Source organism: Microbacterium sp. C5A9 (genome assembly GCF_022627955.1).
In the GTDB taxonomy this organism is placed as follows: Bacteria; Actinomycetota; Actinomycetes; order Actinomycetales; family Microbacteriaceae; genus Microbacterium.
Genome location: NZ_JABXGD010000006.1, coordinates 89885 through 106609, shown reverse-complemented (window position 1 = coordinate 106609; position 16725 = coordinate 89885). Strand labels below are relative to the sequence as shown.

16 protein-coding genes are annotated in these 16725 nt (G+C 70.4%); 6 read left to right on the top strand and 10 right to left on the bottom strand.

Annotated elements, in window-relative coordinates; translation table 11 throughout:
* The 5 genes from HWD99_RS12410 to HWD99_RS12390 are packed head-to-tail and all read left to right on the top strand — an operon-like array spanning nt 1 to nt 4888.
* Nucleotides 1-399 (top strand): cytidine deaminase, encoded by a 399-nt coding sequence (locus tag HWD99_RS12410; RefSeq protein WP_241796553.1) that lies wholly within the window; start codon nt 1-3, stop codon nt 397-399.
* Nucleotides 396-1706 (top strand): thymidine phosphorylase, encoded by a 1311-nt coding sequence (locus tag HWD99_RS12405; RefSeq protein ID WP_241796552.1) that lies wholly within the window; start codon nt 396-398, stop codon nt 1704-1706. The genes HWD99_RS12410 and HWD99_RS12405 overlap by 4 nt, the downstream gene beginning before the upstream one ends.
* Before the next feature lie 52 nt (nt 1707-1758).
* Nucleotides 1759-2874 (top strand): adenosine deaminase, encoded by a 1116-nt coding sequence (locus tag HWD99_RS12400; RefSeq protein WP_241796551.1) that lies wholly within the window; start codon nt 1759-1761, stop codon nt 2872-2874.
* A gap of 2 nt (nt 2875-2876) precedes the next feature.
* Nucleotides 2877-3980: a polysaccharide deacetylase family protein gene (locus tag HWD99_RS12395; protein WP_241796550.1), complete on the top strand. Its 1104-nt coding sequence runs from the start codon at nt 2877-2879 to the stop codon at nt 3978-3980.
* 38 nt (nt 3981-4018) lie between these two features.
* Complete coding sequence (locus tag HWD99_RS12390; protein ID WP_241796548.1) at nt 4019-4888, top strand: carbohydrate kinase family protein; 870 nt, start codon at nt 4019-4021, stop codon at nt 4886-4888.
* A gap of 8 nt (nt 4889-4896) precedes the next feature.
* On the opposite strand, the gene HWD99_RS12385 is transcribed toward HWD99_RS12390, so the two are convergent.
* The 8 genes from HWD99_RS12385 to HWD99_RS12350 form a co-directional block, all read right to left on the bottom strand.
* A complete protein-coding gene (locus HWD99_RS12385; protein ID WP_241796547.1) occupies nt 4897-5646 on the bottom strand; it encodes an alpha/beta hydrolase in 750 nt (249 codons plus the stop codon).
* 35 nt (nt 5647-5681) lie between these two features.
* On the bottom strand, nt 5682-7004 hold the full coding sequence (locus HWD99_RS12380) for an NAD(P)/FAD-dependent oxidoreductase (protein ID WP_241796546.1): 1323 nt from the start codon (nt 7002-7004) through the stop codon (nt 5682-5684).
* 96 nt (nt 7005-7100) lie between these two features.
* Nucleotides 7101-8258 carry a mannitol-1-phosphate 5-dehydrogenase gene (locus HWD99_RS12375; protein WP_241796545.1) on the bottom strand — a complete coding sequence of 386 codons (1158 nt, stop codon included), beginning with the start codon at nt 8256-8258 and terminating at the stop codon, nt 7101-7103.
* Nucleotides 8258-8689, bottom strand: a complete 432-nt coding sequence (locus HWD99_RS12370) for a PTS sugar transporter subunit IIA (protein WP_241796544.1) — start codon at nt 8687-8689, stop codon at nt 8258-8260. Before HWD99_RS12370 ends, HWD99_RS12375 begins: the two co-directional genes overlap by 1 nt.
* A gap of 86 nt (nt 8690-8775) precedes the next feature.
* Nucleotides 8776-10413, bottom strand: coding sequence for a PTS mannitol transporter subunit IICB (locus HWD99_RS12365; RefSeq protein ID WP_241796543.1), 1638 nt, complete (start codon nt 10411-10413; stop codon nt 8776-8778).
* Complete coding sequence (ptsP, locus tag HWD99_RS12360) at nt 10410-12095, bottom strand: phosphoenolpyruvate--protein phosphotransferase (protein WP_241796542.1); 1686 nt, start codon at nt 12093-12095, stop codon at nt 10410-10412. Before ptsP ends, HWD99_RS12365 begins: the two co-directional genes overlap by 4 nt.
* Nucleotides 12092-12370 (bottom strand): HPr family phosphocarrier protein, encoded by a 279-nt coding sequence (locus tag HWD99_RS12355; RefSeq protein ID WP_241796539.1) that lies wholly within the window; start codon nt 12368-12370, stop codon nt 12092-12094. The genes ptsP and HWD99_RS12355 overlap by 4 nt, the downstream gene beginning before the upstream one ends.
* Entirely contained in the window at nt 12367-12684 is a 318-nt protein-coding gene (locus HWD99_RS12350; RefSeq protein ID WP_241796538.1) for a PTS sugar transporter subunit IIB, read from the bottom strand. Before HWD99_RS12350 ends, HWD99_RS12355 begins: the two co-directional genes overlap by 4 nt.
* 164 nt (nt 12685-12848) lie before the next feature.
* On the opposite strand from HWD99_RS12350, the gene HWD99_RS12345 reads away from it, so the two are divergent.
* Nucleotides 12849-14771 (top strand): PRD domain-containing protein, encoded by a 1923-nt coding sequence (locus HWD99_RS12345; RefSeq protein WP_241796532.1) that lies wholly within the window; start codon nt 12849-12851, stop codon nt 14769-14771.
* Nucleotides 14772-14806: 35 nt separating this feature from the next.
* Here HWD99_RS12345 and HWD99_RS12340 read toward each other — a convergent pair whose 3' ends face one another.
* Together HWD99_RS12340 and HWD99_RS12335 are read right to left on the bottom strand one after the other, a co-directional pair.
* A complete protein-coding gene (locus HWD99_RS12340) occupies nt 14807-15070 on the bottom strand; it encodes an HPr family phosphocarrier protein (protein WP_241796530.1) in 264 nt (87 codons plus the stop codon).
* Nucleotides 15071-15073: 3 nt separating this feature from the next.
* On the bottom strand, nt 15074-16708 hold the full coding sequence (locus HWD99_RS12335) for a phospho-sugar mutase (RefSeq protein WP_241796529.1): 1635 nt from the start codon (nt 16706-16708) through the stop codon (nt 15074-15076).
* Nucleotides 16709-16725 lie beyond the last annotated feature (17 nt).

Genomic DNA, 16725 nt, shown 5'->3' with positions numbered 1-16725 from the left:
ATGACAGACATCGACTGGGACGAGCTGCGTCAGGTCGCGACCGACGCGATGACCAAGGCCTACGCCCCGTACTCGCGGTATCGGGTGGGGGCCGCGGCCCTCGTCGCCGACGGCCGCATCGTGGCCGGCTGCAACGTGGAGAACGCCTCGTACGGCGTGACCCTGTGCGCCGAGTGCGCCCTCGTGGGAGACCTGCACATGTCGGGCGGCGGCCAGCTCGTCGCCTTCGTGTGTGTGAACAACGACGGCCAGACGATCATGCCGTGCGGGCGCTGTCGGCAGCTGCTCTTCGAGCACGCGGTGCCGGGGATGCTCCTGGAGACCGTCTCGGGCATCCGCACGATCGACGAAGTACTGCCGGATGCGTTCGGCCCCCGAGACCTGGAGGACGCCCGATGAGCACCCCGCAGAGCGGCTCTGTCGAGCCCTACGACGCGATCGATGTGATCCGCGCCAAGCGCGACGGAGGGGCGGTGCCCGAGAAGGCGCTGCGCTGGATGGTCGACGCCTACACCCGCGGCTACGTCTCGGATGCGCAGATGGCGTCGTTCGCCATGGCCGTGTTCCAGCGCGGCATGGAGCGCGACGAGATCCGCGTGCTCACCGACGCGATGATCGCCTCGGGCGAGCGGATGAGCTTCGCCACGCTCGGCAAGAAGACCGTCGACAAGCACTCCACGGGAGGCGTGGGCGACAAGATCACGCTGCCGTTGGCACCGCTGGTGGCGGTGTTCGGCGTCGCCGTTCCGCAGCTCTCCGGCCGCGGGCTCGGCCACACGGGCGGCACGCTCGACAAGCTCGAGTCGATTCCCGGCTGGCGCGCGGCGCTCAGCAACGAGGAGATGTTCGCGCAGATGCAGAGCGATGTCGGCGCGGTGATCTGCGCCGCAGGATCGGGCCTGGCTCCCGCCGACAAGAAGCTCTACGCCCTGCGCGACGTCACGGGAACCGTCGAGGCGATCCCGCTGATCGCGTCGAGCATCATGTCGAAGAAGATCGCCGAGGGCACCGACGCGCTGGTCCTCGACGTGAAGTTCGGCTCGGGAGCGTTCATGCAGGACATCGACCGCGCGCGTGAGCTCGCCCGCACGATGGTGGCGCTCGGCACCGACTCGGGCGTCGCCACGACCGCACTGCTCACCGACATGAACGTGCCGCTCGGCCTCGCCATCGGCAACGCCAACGAGGTCCGCGAGTCCGTCGAGGTCCTCGCGGGTGGCGGACCCGCGGATGTGCGGGAGCTGACGATCGCCTTGGCGCGCGAGATGCTCGCGCTGGCCGGGCAGCCGGATGCCGATGTCGAGGCCGCGCTCGACGACGGCCGCGCCATGGACAGCTGGAAGGCGATGATCCGCGCCCAGGACGGCGACCCGGATGCGCCTCTGCCGACGGCGCGGGAGACCCACGTGGTCACGGCGCCGACCGACGGTGTCGTGTCGCAGATGGACGCTCTTCCGTTCGGCATCGCCGCCTGGCGGCTCGGCGCGGGACGCGCGCGGGCGGAGGATCCCGTGGTCTTCGAAGCGGGGATCGATCTGCACGCCAAGCCGGGCGACCGCGTGGTGGCGGGGCAGCCGCTGTTCACGCTCTCGGCCGCAGATGAGGCCCGATTCCCGCGGGCGCTGGATGCTCTCGAGGGGTCGTGGGCGATCGGGGACGACGCCCCGGCCGCCGGCCCGATCGTGCGGGAGCGCATCACGGCCTGACGTGCTGACCGCTAGCCTGAACTGAGCGAATCCGCGACCGAGAGGAACCTTCATGTCGATCGACGCGAACGGCGACGTCACCATCCAGGGCGTGTCCCTGCGCAGCCTGCCCAAGGTGTCGCTGCACGACCACCTGGACGGCGCGGTGCGCCCGGCGACGATCATCGAGTTGGCGGACGCGATCGGCCTCGAGCTGCCGGAGTCGAAGCCGGGTGCGCTCGGCAAGTGGTTCGCGACCAAGAGCGACTCGGGCTCTCTCGTGGAGTACCTGAAGACGTTCGACCTCACCACGGCCGTCATGCAGACGCAGGAGGGCCTCACCCGCATCGCCCGTGAGTTCGTGCAGGATCTGGCGAAGGACGGCGTGATCTACGGCGAGGTGCGCTGGGCTCCGGAGCAGCACCTGACCGGAGGACTCACGCTCGAGCAGACGGTCGAGGCCGTGCAGCAGGGCATCGAGGAGGGCGAGGACGCCGCGGATCGCGCCGGCCACAGCATCCGCGTGGGCCAGCTGCTCTCGGCTCTGCGCCACACCGACCGCTCGCGCGACATCGCGGAGCTCGCGGTCGACTTCCGCGGCCGTGGCGTCGTCGGCTTCGACATCGCGGGCCCGGAGGACGGATTCCCTGCGTCGGACCACCGCGCGGCGTTCGACCACCTCGCGGAGAACTTCTTCCCCGTGACCGTGCACGCGGGCGAGGCGGCAGGCGTCGCATCGATCCGCTCGGCGCTGCTCGACGGGCGCGCGCTGCGCCTCGGGCACGGCGTGCGCATCGCCGAGGACCTGCAGGTCATCACCCAGGAGGGCGACGAGGTGCAGGTGCAGTTCGGCGACCTGGCGCGCTGGGTGCGCGACCGGGAGATCCCGCTCGAGCTGTCGCCGTCGTCGAATCTGCAGACGGGAGCCATCGCCGCCTGGGGGAACACCCTCGCGGACCACCCGTTCGACCTGCTGTACCAGCTGGGCTTCGCGGTGACCGTCAACGTCGACAACCGCACCATGAGCGCGACCTCGCTCACGCGCGAGCTGTCGCTGCTCGTCGAGACCTTCGAGTACGACCTCGACGACCTCGAGACCTTCCAATTCAACGCCGCTGCCGCCGCCTTCCTCCCCGTCGAGGAGCGGGAAGAACTCGTCGAGATGATCGCCGAGGGCTTCGACATCTGACGATGGCATCCGGGGGGAAGCGACGTCGTACCGGCCTCGCGATCGCGATCATCACGGCCGTCGTGGTCGCCGGGGGAGCGGCAGCCGCCGTGGTGTGGCTGAACCGTCCGACGCCGGCTCCGACGCCGAAGGCGCAATCGGGCGTCGTCGAGCGGCCGCTGACGCCGGTGCAGCAGCTGATCGCGGATGCCGACGATCCGCTCGCGTGTGCGGTGACGTTCGTCGGCGAGGGCGCACCCGAGGAGCCGATGCTGCAGCGCCAGGACGCCCTGTACGCGGGGCTTCCCATCCCGGCGCAGGACGGGCGGGTGTTCGCGGGCTGGTACTCATCGGAGGCCGACGCCGCCGCGTTCACGGTCGAGAATCGTGTCAACGGCGCCGATCCGGTGGTCTGCGTCGATCAGCAGATCGAGCTGTTCGCGGCGTGGAAGACGCCCGAGGAGAACGTCGCGGAGAACGCCGAGATCCCGATCCTCATGTACCACCAGTTCACGTCGAACCCCGAGGGGGAGTCGGGCTGGCTGCGGGGCAACTACGCGTACATCGGCGACTTCGAGGCGCAGATGGAGCACATCGCGACCACCGGCTTCTACCTGCCCACGTGGGACGAGCTGAGCGCGTTCATCGACGGCCGCCTGTTCCTGCCCGCGCACTCCGTGATCATCACCGACGACGATGCCGATCAGACGTGGTTCGACCTCGCCGTGCCCGTCATCGATCGCCTGGGGCTGCTGTCGACATCGTTCATGATCACCTCGGCTCGTCAGGATCCCGCCCCGTCGGAGTACGTGCTGCGCCGTTCGCACACGCACGACATGCATCAGGCGGGGGAGAACGGCAAGGGGCGGATGGTGAACTGGACCGCCGACGAGATCGCCGCCGATCTGAACACGTCGGCAGACATCCTCGGAGTGCGCGAGGTCATCGCCTACCCGTACGGTGACTACAACGAGACCGCGAAGCAGGGCGTCGCGCAGGCCGGATTCGAGATGGCGCGCACGATCGAGCCGGGCACGGTCTCGATCGGCGCCGACAAGCTCGCGCTGCCGGTCGTCCGCATCGACTACGGCATGGGGCTGGACGCGCTGGTCAAGCGCATCGGCTGAATGCCCCCGCAGCGCGGACAGGGGGAAAGATGGTGCCCATGACCGCATCCGTCTTTCTCGCAGGTCCCGCGTCGTGGAACACGATCGTCGTGCTCGACCGACTGCCCGAGCCCGTGCCGCACATGCAGTTCGCCGAGGGCAGCTGGGAGACGGTCGGCGGAACGAGCGCGGGCAAGGCCCTGACCCTCACCGCACTCGGGCGCTCGACACTGCTGCATGCGCTGAGCGCGAGCGATGAGCCGGGGATGAAGATTCGGGATGCACTCGCCCTGGCGGGCGTCGACGTGCTCTGGGGAGAGAGCGCCGTCACCGAGCGCCACCTCAACCTGATGACGCGCGCAGGCGCTCGGGTCTCGCTCTACCTGTCCTCGCCGGAGGCCACCGAAGGCCAGGACGATGCCGCGCTGATCGCGGCGATGACCCGCGCCGACGCCCTCGTGCTCGATCTCGCCCCCGAACCGCTGCGGCTGCTCCCTCACGCGCAGGCCACGGGCCGGCCGATCTGGGTCGACGTGCACGACTACGACGGCACGGCCGACTTCCATCGCCCGTTCCTCGACGCGGCGGATGCGGTGTTCTGCAATGCCGATCGGCTGCCGGATCCCGTCGACTTCCTGCACTCGCGCATCGCGTCGGGGGCAGCGCTCGCGGTGTGCACCCTGGGTGCCGACGGGGCCGTGGCCGTGGACAGTGACCATGTCGAGCATCGGGTGGCGGCAGCGCCCGTGGAGGTCGTGGACACGAACGGGGCGGGGGACGCGTTCTTCGCGGGCGTGCTGGACGCCCGGCTCACCGGGGCCGACCTCGACACCGCGCTCCGGGCGGGTGCCCGCGCGGCCTCATCCGTCCTCGGCACCCGGCACCTGCATCCGGTGCTCGACCCGGTGCTCGACCCCGCGGCGGGCTGACGGTCGGATCAGCTGCTCGGCAGCTCCGCGAAGAACGAGGCGAGCAGCTCAGCAACCTCGGCGTGCATCTGCTCGTCGGAGATCGTCGGGCTGCCGTCGCCCGCCTGCGGACCGTAATCGCCGAAGGACGCGTGCGAGGCGCCGTCGATCTCGACCATCTCGGCGTCGGCCGGCAGCATGTCGCGCGCGGCCTCGATCTTGGCGGGCGTCGAGAGTCCGTCCTCGCTGCCCGAGATGCTCAGCACCGAGAGACCGGAGTCCGACACGTCGTTCGAGCAGTAGGAACCGAACAGCACGAGGGCGTCGGCGTCTGCGGCGAGCTGGCAGGCGCGCACCCCGCCGAGCGAATGCCCGCCGACGCCCCAGTCGTCGATCTCCGGGGCGGCGGACGTGAACGCGTCGAGACCGCGCAGATCGAAGAACGCGAGATTGAGCCAGGGGCGTGTGATCACCACGGTCACGCCCTCCTCGGCGAGACTCTGGAGGATGGGGGCGTAGGCCCAGGGGTCGACCTTGGCTCCGGGCACGAAGACGAGACCCTGGTCGGATTCGCCGTCGGCGGGGGACAGGACGATGCCCTGATCGGCGTCCTCGACCTGGATCGCGCTGTTCGACTTCACGTCGGCCAGGGGCCCCGGCTCGGCCTGCATGACGCCGATCTGGCTCCAGGCGACGATGCCGCCGATTCCGAGCACCAGGACGGCCACGAGGCCCCAGACGATGAACTTGAGGACTCTGCGGCCACGCTTCTTCTGCACGGGTCCAGGGTACGACGCGAGGGTGTGAGCGGCTCTCAGCCGATCGTGTGTCTGGGCGCGTCCGCATGCGCGGGCGCGGCGAGGTCGCGCTGCTCGTCCCGGAGGGCACGGCGGTAGGCGTCCTTGTTGACGTAGTGAGCCATGCGGTCGAGCGCCAGGTAGCGGTAGCCGCCGGTCAGGTCCGGCCACGGCGCTCCCGTCACGCGGGAGCGGAACCTCTCTGCCCGCGCGGGATCGATCGCCACGGCCTCGAGATAGGCCGCGAGCAACTCCGCCTGCTCGTAGCGTCCCTGCCATCCGATCCCGGATGCCTCGATCATGCCCATCACGAACAGGCCGTTGAACGACGCGGGGAAGATGTGGAGGAACAGCCGGGGAGCCGCACCCTGCCAGTGCAGATGCTCGCGGTCGACGAACGGGTAGTCGAGTGTGTATCCGGTGGCGAGCAGCACCGTGTCGTAGTCGTCGGCCGTGCCGTCGCGGAATCGCACGGTCTGCCCGTCGAACCGATCGACATCGGGGCGGATGCGCAGGTCGCCCTGACCGAGGTGATGCAGGATCAGCGTGTTCACGATCGGGTGCGACTCGTAGAGGCGGTGGTCGGGCGGGGGGAACCCGAAACGCACAGGATCCCCGGTGAAGGCGCGGAGCACCCGGCTGTCGACCGCCTGCTTGATGCGCGCAGGCAGCGGGCGTCCCTGATTGAGAGTGTCGCTCGGTCGGCCGAACAGATACCTCGGCACGAAGTGATAGCCGCGGCGCACGCTCATGTCGACGGAGGCGGCACGATGCACCGCATCGACCGCGATGTCGCATCCGGAGTTGCCCGCACCGATGATCAGCACCCGGCGCCCGTCGAGCTGGGCGGGGGAGGTGTACGCGCTCGTGTGGAGAAGCTCGCCCGAGAACTTGCCGACGAATGACGGCATCCGAGGCTCGGCCAGGGTGCCGTTGGCGAGCACGACGCCCGCGTATCGGCGGGTCTGCCGACCCTCCGGGCCGGTGCTGGCGAGGTCCCAGCCGCCGTCGCAGGGCTCGAGGCGTGTCACCCGCGTGTCGAAGCGGAAGAGGTCGGTCAGCCCGAACGTGTCGGCGTAGTCGCGGAAGTAGTCGAGCAGCACCCGGTGGCCCGGGTAGTCGACCGACGAGCGCATCGGGAACTCGGCGAACTCGGTCGTGGTGCGCGACGAGATCAGGTGCGCCGACTCGTACATGGTGCTGCGCGGGTTCGTGATGTCCCACAGCCCGCCCACTCCGTGCGACGCCTCGTAGCCGTCGACCGCGATGCCGCGCCTCGTGAGCGCGCGTGCCGCAGCGAGGCCCGAGGGCCCGGCACCGATGACCGCATACCTGTCCATGCCGCTCCTGCACATCGTCGGACCCACGAGGACGCCCCCTGCCGATCGTATCGGCAGGGGGCGTTGCGTCGGAGGGTTCCGGCCCCCGGGCCCGGGTCAGAACGCCGCGAGGGCGGTCTGCCGGGACCTGACCGCGTCGCGGATGGCCGGGAACAGCGGATGCTCGGGATCGAGCCCCGTCGCGAGCGTCGCGAACGTCAGCGCGTCCTCCGTGCGCAGCCGCTGCTGCAGCTCGACGGACTGCTCGTCATCGGGCTCGTCGAACTCGAGCGCCGCGGCGACGGCGCCCACGAGGGCCGTCGTCGGCAGGCCTCGCTCGGCGGCCATCGCCGCCGGGCCGATGAACCTCTCGTGCCGGGAGATCTTGCGCAGGGGCTGGCGTCCGACGCGCTGCACGGTGTCGACGAGCGCGGGGTTGCGGAACCGCTCGAGGATCGTCGCCCGGTAGTCGGCGAGCTCGACGGGGTCGAGACCGTGCTCGGCGGCGAGCACCGCCGAGGTCTCCTCCAGCGCCGCCGACACGCGTGCGGCGATGTCGGGATCGGCCAGCGCGTCGGAGATGCGCTCGATGCCCGCGCGCGCGCCGAAGTACGCGGTGGCCGCGTGACCGGTGTTCACGGTGAAGAGCTTGCGCTCGATGTAGGGAGCGAGGTTCTCGACGAAGTGCGCGCCCGGGATGCTCGGCAGAGCCCCTCCGAACGCGCCGGATTCGATGGCCCACTCGAAGTACGGCTCCACCGTGACGTCGACGCCACCGTCCGCGGGCTGGCCGGGGACGATGCGGTCCACCGCCGTGTTGGCGAACACCGCACGCGAGAGCAGCGCCGGAGCATCGACGCCGGCTGCCTTCTCGATCTCGGCGCGGAGGGTGTCGGTCGCCCCGATCGCGTTCTCGCAGGCCATGACCTGCAGCGGCGCGGCATCGGGAGAGCGGCGCCGGAGACCCTCGACGATCGTCGGCGCCACGAAACGCAGCACCGTCGGGCCGACGGCCGTCGTCGCGACATCGGCTGTCGCGACCTCGTCGGCCACGGCATCCGGATCCGTCCCGCTGTTCACGGCACGGAACCCGGTCACGACATGGTCGCTGCCGCCGGGGCCGGCCTCGTGCACCGTGTACGAGTCGACCGCGTTGATCGCATCGACCAGCGCGGTGGCCACGTCGGAGAAGACGACCTCGTATCCGCCCTCGTGCAGCAGCAGTCCGACGAAGCCGCGGCCGATGTTGCCCGCGCCGAAATGGACGGCCTTCATCAGTCGTTCACCGCCGAGAGCAGCGCGTACAGCTCGTCGGGGGTCTGCGCGGCGTTGAGCTTCGCGACGTCGTCCTCATCGGAGAAGAGGATCGCGATCTGGGAGAGGATCTCGAGGTGCTCGTCGCCGCGGCCGGCGATGCCCACCACGAACGTCGCGGGCTCACCTGCCCAGTCCACGCCGCCGTCGTAGCGGACGACCGAGAGGGCGGATCCGAGGATCGCATCCTTCGTGTCGTTGGTGCCGTGCGGAATCGCCAGACCGTTGCCCATGTAGGTCGAGACGGTGGCCTCGCGCTGACGCATCGCGTCGACGTAGGCGGGCGTGACAGCCCCTGCCGCCACGAGGATGTCTGTCGCCTCCTGCAGCGCCGCCTCCTGCGTGCTGGAGCCTGCGTGGATGCGGACCTGGTCGAGGGTGAGAACGCTCATGGTGATTCCTTCTGTCTGAGTCTGTGGAGGGAGGGGCGGATGCCGAGGCACCCGCCCCTCCGGTCTGTCACGCGGCGGTCACGCCGTCACGCGTCGGAGTCGCGCTGCTCGCGCACCATCTCGACGACCTCTTCATACCTCGGAGAGTTCATGAAGTTGTCGACCGACACGTGGATCGAGTTCGGCGACTGCGCCTTCGCGCGATCGGTGAGCTGCTGCTGCGTGATCACGAGGTCGGCGCTGCCGTCGAGGTTCGCGATCGCCTGGTTGGTGACCGTGACCCCGTCGATCTCGGCCTTCTTGAACTTGTTGCGCAGCACGCTCGCGCCCATCGCCGACGAGCCCATGCCGGCGTCACAGGCGAACACGATGTTCGCGATGCGACGATCGGTGGCCACGCCAGCGCCGGCACCGGCGGCCGCACCGGCAGCACCCGCACCCGAGGAGGCGCGGAGCGCATCCATCGCCGCGGACGACTTGCCCTTGTTGGCCTCGGTCTGCGCGATCGCGTCGCCGAAGCTGTCGCCCTCGGCCTCGAGGTCGCGCTTGCGCGATGCGCGCAGGATGACGCCGGTGATGAGGAAGGTCACGACGGCGGCGATGACCACCGAGAGGTACACGACCAGGAGGTTGCCGACGCCCGGGCCGATGGCTGCGGCCGTGACGGCGATGATGCTGCCGGGTGCTGCCGGGAAGGCGAGCCCGCCCCCGAGGACCATGTTCGTCGTGACGCCGGCCGCGCCACCCGCGATCAGCGCGAGGATGGTGGTCGGCTTGCTCAGGGCGTACGGGAAGTAGATCTCGTGGATGCCGCCGAAGAACTGGATGATGGCCGCGCCCGGGGCGGAAGCCTTCGCCGCTCCGACACCGAAGAATGTGAATGCGAGGAGGAGACCGAGACCCGGGCCGGGGTTGGCCTCGATGAGGAACAGGATCGACTTGCCGGTCTCCGTGGCCTGCTCGATGCCGAGCGGGGTGAACACGCCGTGGTTGATGGCGTTGTTGAGGAAGAGCACCTTCGCCGGCTCCACGATGATCGACACGATCGGCAGCAGGTTCAGCGCAACCAGCCAGTCGACGGCACCGCCGAGGACCGCGCTGATGCCCAGCATGACCGGACCGAAGGCGAAGAAGCCGAAGATGGCGAGGAGCATGCCGAGGATGCCGGCGGAGAAGTTGTTCACGAGCATCTCGAAGCCGGGGCGGATCTTGCCGTCCCACAGCTTGTCCATCTGCTTGGTGATCCAGGCCGCAAGTGGGCCCATGATCATCGCACCGAGGAACATCGGGATGTTCGTGCCGACGATGACACCCATCGTCGCGATGGTAGCGACGACGCCGCCGCGCTCGCCGTAGACCATGCGGCCGGCGGTGTTGGCGATGAGAAGTGGGAGCAGGTAGGTGACCATCGGACCGACGAGTCCCACGTAGGCGAAGATGTTGCCGCCGTCACCCTCGGCGACAGCCGTCATGGCGCCCTGCCACCCGACGACGGCGGAGTCGCCGCCGCCGCCGATCAGCTCAGCGACCGGGTACCAGTGCCATCCCTTGAACGGCGTGTCCTCGCCGAAGAAGCCGGCCGGGATGAACAGCATGGTGATGAATCCCCACGCGATGAACGCGGCGATGTTGGGCATGATCATGCCCGACAGGAAGGTGCCGAAGCGCTGCACTCCTGTTCGGAGGCCGCCTGCCTTCGTGGCGGCGGGTGACGTCGTCGTCATGATGTCGTCTCTTTCTGGTGAGGGGGGAGGGTTGCTGTGGCATCGGCCACGGCGAGGCGGGCGCCGGCGGCGTCGTCTGCCGCGAGCGCGAGTTCGGCGAGGTGTCGGGCCTCGTCGAGGGTTCTGGTGGAGAGCATGTGCCGCACGTCGGCGAGGGCCGACGGCGCCATCGACAGGCTCGTCGCGCCGAGACCGACGAGCACGACGGCGAGCATCGGGTCGGCGGCGGCCTCGCCGCAGATGCCGACCGGTTTGCCGAGCCGAGCGCCGGCCGCACCGACCTCGCGCACGAGGCGCAGGACGGCAGGGTGCCACGGGTCCTGGAACCCGGCGACCGAACCGAGCATGCGGTCTGCGGCCATCGTGTACTGCGTGAGGTCGTTGGTGCCGATCGAGGCGAAGTCCGCGTGCGCGAGCACCCGGTCGGCGAGCAGGGCGCTCGCCGGAATCTCCACCATCACACCCGCCGTCTTCAGACCGTACTCCCGAGCGAGCGCGGTGAAGTACTGGGTCTCCTCGACGGTCGCGACCATCGGCGCCATGACCCACAGGTCGGCCTCGGTGGCGGCATCCGCCTCGGCGAGGGCGGTCAGCTGCTCGCGCAGGATGTCCTCGCTGGCGCGGAGGGCGCGGAGGCCGCGGAGCCCCAGTGCCGGGTTCTCCTCGTGCGCGTCGTTGAGGAACGCGAGCGGCTTGTCGGCGCCGGCGTCGAGCATCCGCACGACGACCTTCTTACCGGGGAAGGCCGCCAGCAGCTCCCGGTACGACTCGCGCTGCTGCTCGACCGTCGGCGCCTGGGCCGACGAGAGGAACAGGAACTCGGTGCGGAACAGCCCGACGCCCTCGGCCCCGCGCTCGACGGCATCGGACGCGTCTGCGGGCTTCCCCAGATTCGCCAGCAGCGGGATCAGCGTGCCGTCGGCGAGGGCGCCGGGAGTCAACGGAGCGGAATCCGCCGAGCGTCGAGCGGCGGCGCGCTGCTCGGCGCGCTGCTTCTCGTCGTCCGACGGATCCACGGTCACGATGCCCGCCGCGGCGTCGACGATCACGGACCGGCCGGTGGCCAGTTCGGATGCCGAGGCCGCGCCCACGATGGCGACGATGCCCTTCTCACGGGCGAGGATCGCCGTGTGCGAGGTGGGGCCGCCGTCGAACGTGACGAGCGCGAGCACCTGGTCGAGGTTCAGCAGCGCCGTGTCGGCGGGGGCGAGGTCGCGAGCGACCAGCACGAAGGGATGCCCCGGGTCGGGCACGCCGGGAGCCTCCACGCCGCGCAGACGAGCGAGCACGCGCTGGGCGATGTCGTCGAGGTCTGCGGCGCGCTCGCCGAGGTAGCCGCCGACGGCCTCGAGCGTGGCACGGAAGCCCGCGAACGCGTCGTGCACGGCCCACTCGGCGGTGGCTCCGTCGTCGATGCGCGCGTCGACCTCGTCCTGGAGGGTCGGGTCCTCGGCGATCATCGCCTGAGCCTCGAGCACCTCCTGTGCCGATCCGCCGGCGGTCTCGCCGCGGGCGGTCAGCTCCTGCGCGACGGCGGCGACGGCCTCGCGCACCCGGGCTCGCTCGGCGTCGACGCCCTGAGTGCTGGGCGTGTTCTCGGGAGCGGGCAGAGCCTCGGCCATCCGGACGACGACCCCCTGCGCGACGCCCAGACCGATGCCGACACCCCGCACGTCGCTCATGCGCTCTCCTGGTCGTGATCCGTCGTGAGCAGTTCGGTGAGCGTGTCGAGCACGCTCTCGGCGCTGTCGCCGTCGGCGGTCAGCGTCACGTAGTCGCCGTACTCGATGGCGAGGGCGATCACGCCGAGGATGCTGGCCGCGTTGACCGCCTTGCCGGAGTCCTTGGCGATCGTGACGGGGATTCCGGAGTCCTTCGCGGCCTGCGCGAACAGCTTCGCGGGGCGAGCATGCAGGCCATGCGAGGAGCCGATGCGGACGGTGCGGGAGACGGTCATGATGTTCCTTCCGGGGTGGTCGCGACGTCGACGAGGATCGAGCGCGCGAGTGCGAGGGTGCGCGAGCCGTCGCGGTCCGTGAAGACGTCCTCGGGGAGGACGGCCACCGGTACCCGCGCAGCGTCGCGGACGGCGTCGAGGCGGTCGGCGAGATGGGGGCCGAGGAGGACGAGGTCGTGAGCGCCCGGGGAGACGGAGTGCTCCATGCCGGCGGAGGCGTCCCAGTCGAGACCGGCGTCTGTCGCCGCCCGGCGGAGTCGCTGCGCGACGAATGTGCTCGACGCGCCCGCGCCGCACACCACGAGGATCCTCATTGATGCCACCTTTCCTGAGAACAGTCTGGGAAATCCGGCGAGAGCGTGCCAACACGTTCCTTTCCGCCCCTGCGGAATGTCGGTTTCGAGACGCGCCGCCTCGGTAGCTGACATCATGGAAGTCACGCCGGGACAGTGCCGTCGGCACGAAGCAGGGGAGGATCATGTCGCGTCAGCGCCAAGACCAGCTCCTCGCCACCCTGCTGCGCCAGGGCTCCTGGGCCACGGCCGCGAGTCTCGCCGATCAGCTGGGGGTCACCCCGCGCAGCATCCGCTCCTACGTCGCCGCGCTGAATGCGCGCACGGGTGATGCGGATGCCGTGGAGTCGGGCCCTGCGGGCTATCGGGCCGCCGCCGGAGCACGGGATGCGCTGCGGACACGGCAGAGCGGGGACTCGGCGCCGCGGGACCGGCTGCACGCTCTCGTGCGCACGCTCCTCGACGTGCCGACGGGCATCGACGTCTTCGAGATGGCCGATCGGCTGCATGTCAGCGAGGCCACCGTCGAGGCGGACCTCTCGCGTGTGCGGGGCCTGCTCGACGGAACCGAGCTGACCCTCGAGCGAGACCGCGAGGTCGTGCGGCTGCGCGGCACCGAGGCGGCGCAGCGGAGACTGCTCTCGCGGCTCGCGCACGATGAGATGGATGCCGCGTCGTTCCACCCCGAGACCTTCCGCCGTGCGCTCGCGGCCACCGCGGTCGGCGCCGACGCCGTCGCGCCCTTCAAGTCGGAGCTGGTCCGCGAGCTCGGGGTCCTGGGCTACTACGTCAACGAGCTCGCGATCTCCGACGTGCTGCTCCACATCGCGATCGCCGCAGAGCGGGTGGCTGCAGGTCATGCCCTCGACTCCGCTCCGCCCAGCGCCCGGGAGGAGATCCCGCAGGTGGGGGCGGTGATCGCGCGGCTCGCGAGCGAGCACTTCTCGGTCACGCTCGGCGAAGGCGACAGCGGGCACCTCGCCTCGCTCGTCCTGACCCGCATCGTCGCCCCGGGGCAGGACGCGACGCGCGAAGTCGCGCGCAGCGGGGTGGCGCCGGGTGTCGAGGAGGCGGTGCGCGCCGAACTCGCCCGTGCGGCGCACGACTTCGAGGTCGACCTCGTCGACGAGACCTTCGTGCTGCGTCTCGCGCTGCACGTGCAGAACCTGCTGCGCCGCGCCGAGGAGAGCGCGCTCACCCGCAATCCGCTGACCCGGTCGCTCAAGACGTCGTATCCGATGATCTTCGAGGTGGCGGTCTCGGTCGCGAGCGGTCTGCACGATCGGCTCGGCACGCCGATCCACGACGACGAGATCGCGTACATCGCCATGCACGTCGGCGGGCGACTCGAGCGCAGTCGCAAGGCCGAGTCGATCCTGACCGCGACGATCGTCTGCCCCGGGTACTACGAGCTGCACGAGCTGCTGCGATCGAGCGTCGACCGCTCACTCGGCACGGCGATCGAGGTCACGAGCGTGGTCACGGAGGTCGATCCGGACTGGGAGTCATTCGACACCGACCTCGTGCTCAGCACGATCGAGCCGGGGGCTGCGGGTGACCGCTTCGTGCGCATCCAGCCGTTCCTCACGGATGCCGATGTCGACCGCATCCAGCAGGCCGCAGCGCGTGTGCGTCGCGGGCGACGGCTCACCCGACTGCGCGCCGAGCTCGCCCGCTACTTCGATGCCGACGCGTTCGTGCACCCCCTGCCCGACGAGGGCGAGGAGGCGATCATCCGCCGTCTGGGGGGACTCCTCGTCGACGCCGGCCTGATCGGCGACGACTACGTCGAGAACACGATCCTCCGCGAGCGGATGTCGTCGACCGCGTTCACGGACGCCCTCGCGGTGCCGCACGCCCTGCAGATGACGGCGACCAGAACGGCGATCGCGATCGGCGTGGCCGACGGCTCGGCGGCCTGGGGTGAGGGCCGTGTGCAGGTCGTCGCGCTCGCCGCCTTCAGCGAGAGTGACCGGGCCGCCTTCCAGACGGTGTTCGAGCAGCTCGTCGAGGTGTTCAGCGAACGTGAGAGCGTGCAGCGCATCGTGCGTCGCGGCACCACGTTCGAGGCCTTCCTCGATGAGCTCGTGGCGGTCATCGACGGCTGACGTCGTCGCGGCGGGAGCCTGTCGCGGGGCGAGCCTCAGCGCCGCGGGTCCAGCACGCCCGAGAGCGTGTCGAGCATCCTGTCGGCACCCGCGGAGTCCGCGGTCTCGAGCACGACGACGTCGCCGGAGGTGAGGCCGAGGTCCATGAGAGCGAGAACGCTGCTCAGGTCCACGACCGCCCCCGTCGACGTCCGCAGGGTCACCGCGTGCGGGTGCGCCTGCACCACCCGCACGATCTCCGCGACGGGGCGCGCGTGCACCCCGTTGTGAGCGGTGATGACCACCTGTCGTCTGGGCATGTCCTACGAGCGCTCTTCCAGCAGCGTGCGCACGGCGGCCTCGAGCTCGCGCACGATCTCGGCGGCGCGGTCGGCCGAATCAGCCTTCGCATCGATGTAGACCTTCAGCTTCGGCTCGGTGCCGCTGGGGCGCACGATGATGCGGGAGCCGTCCGTCAGCCGGTAGCGCAGCACGTCGCCGGACGGCGCACCCTCGACGGCGTGCAGCAGGTCCTCGGCTGAGGCGACCGAGTGGGCGTCGAAGCGCACGGGGGGCAGGGTGCGCAGCGACAGCATCACGCGCCCGATCACCGACAGATCATCGACGCGGATCGACACCTGTCCGCTCGCGAAATGACCGTAGGTCTCGCCCAGCTCCGCGATCAGGTCACTCAGCGACGACCCGCGCTCGTGGGCTTCCGCGGCGAGGCCGAGAACAGCGACGGCCGCGGAGATCCCATCCTTGTCGCGCACGGTGTCGGGGTTCACGAGGTAGCCGAGCGCCTCCTCGAAACCGTAGACGATGCCGGGGGCACGCGAGATCCACTTGAAGCCCGTGAGCGTCTCGTGGAAGTCGAGTCCGTGATGCGCGGCGATCGCACCGAGACCGGGAGACGACACGAGCGAGCACGCGAGCGAGGCGCCGTCGGTGCCCTCCGCGGCCTTCGCCGCGCGCGCGCCGAGCAGGAGTCCCACCTCGTTGCCGGTGAGTCGTCGCCACCCGCTCTCCGACGCGGCGTCGGGAACGGCCACGGCGAGGCGGTCGGCATCCGGATCGTTGGCGAGGATGAAGTCCGCCTGCACGCGGCGTCCACGCGCGAACGCGAGGTCCATCGCCCCCGGCTCCTCCGGGTTGGGGAACGACACCGTGCGGAAGGTCGCGTCGGGCTTCAGCTGCTCTCCGACGACCATCGGCTGGGGGTAGCCGGCCGCGGTCACGATCTTCGACAGCGTCTCCCAGCCGACGCCGTGCATCGCCGTGTAGACCCACCGGAGCCCGGAGGCCGAGGACGGGGCCGGGGCGACGGCGGCTGTCGCGGCGACGTACGCGTCGACGACGTCTTCGCCCGCGGTCTCGTAGGCCGTCGACCGGGGGAGTGCGGAGATGTCGCCCGCGTCGGCCACCTGCTGGATGTGCGCCGCGATCTCGGCATCCGCCGGAGCGACGATCTGCGCTCCCTGGTTCGCGCCGCCGAGATACACCTTGTACCCGTTGTCGTTCGGCGGGTTGTGAGAGGCCGTGACCATGACTCCCGCGTCCGCACCGAGGTGACGGACCGCGAACGCGAGCACCGGGGTCGGCAGCAGCCGGGGCAGCAGGATCGCGCGGAGTCCCGCACCGGCGAACAGCTCGGCCGAGTCGGTCGCGAACACGCGCGAGTTGCGGCGGCCGTCGTAGCCGATCACCACGGTCGGCGTGCCACCCGCCGAGCGCTCGCGCAGATATGCCGCGAATCCGGCGGCGGCCTGGGCGACGAGCACGCGGTTCATGCGGTTGCTGCCGGCGCCGAGAGCACCCCGCAGACCGGCCGTGCCGAACGCGAGCCGGCTGCCGAAGCGGTCGTCGAGCTCGGCGACCGCTGTGTCGTCACCGGCCGAGGCCCGCGTGACGACGCCCGCGAGCTCGTCGCGGGTCTCGTGGTCGGGGTCCTGCCTCATCCAGGCGCGAGCCTGTG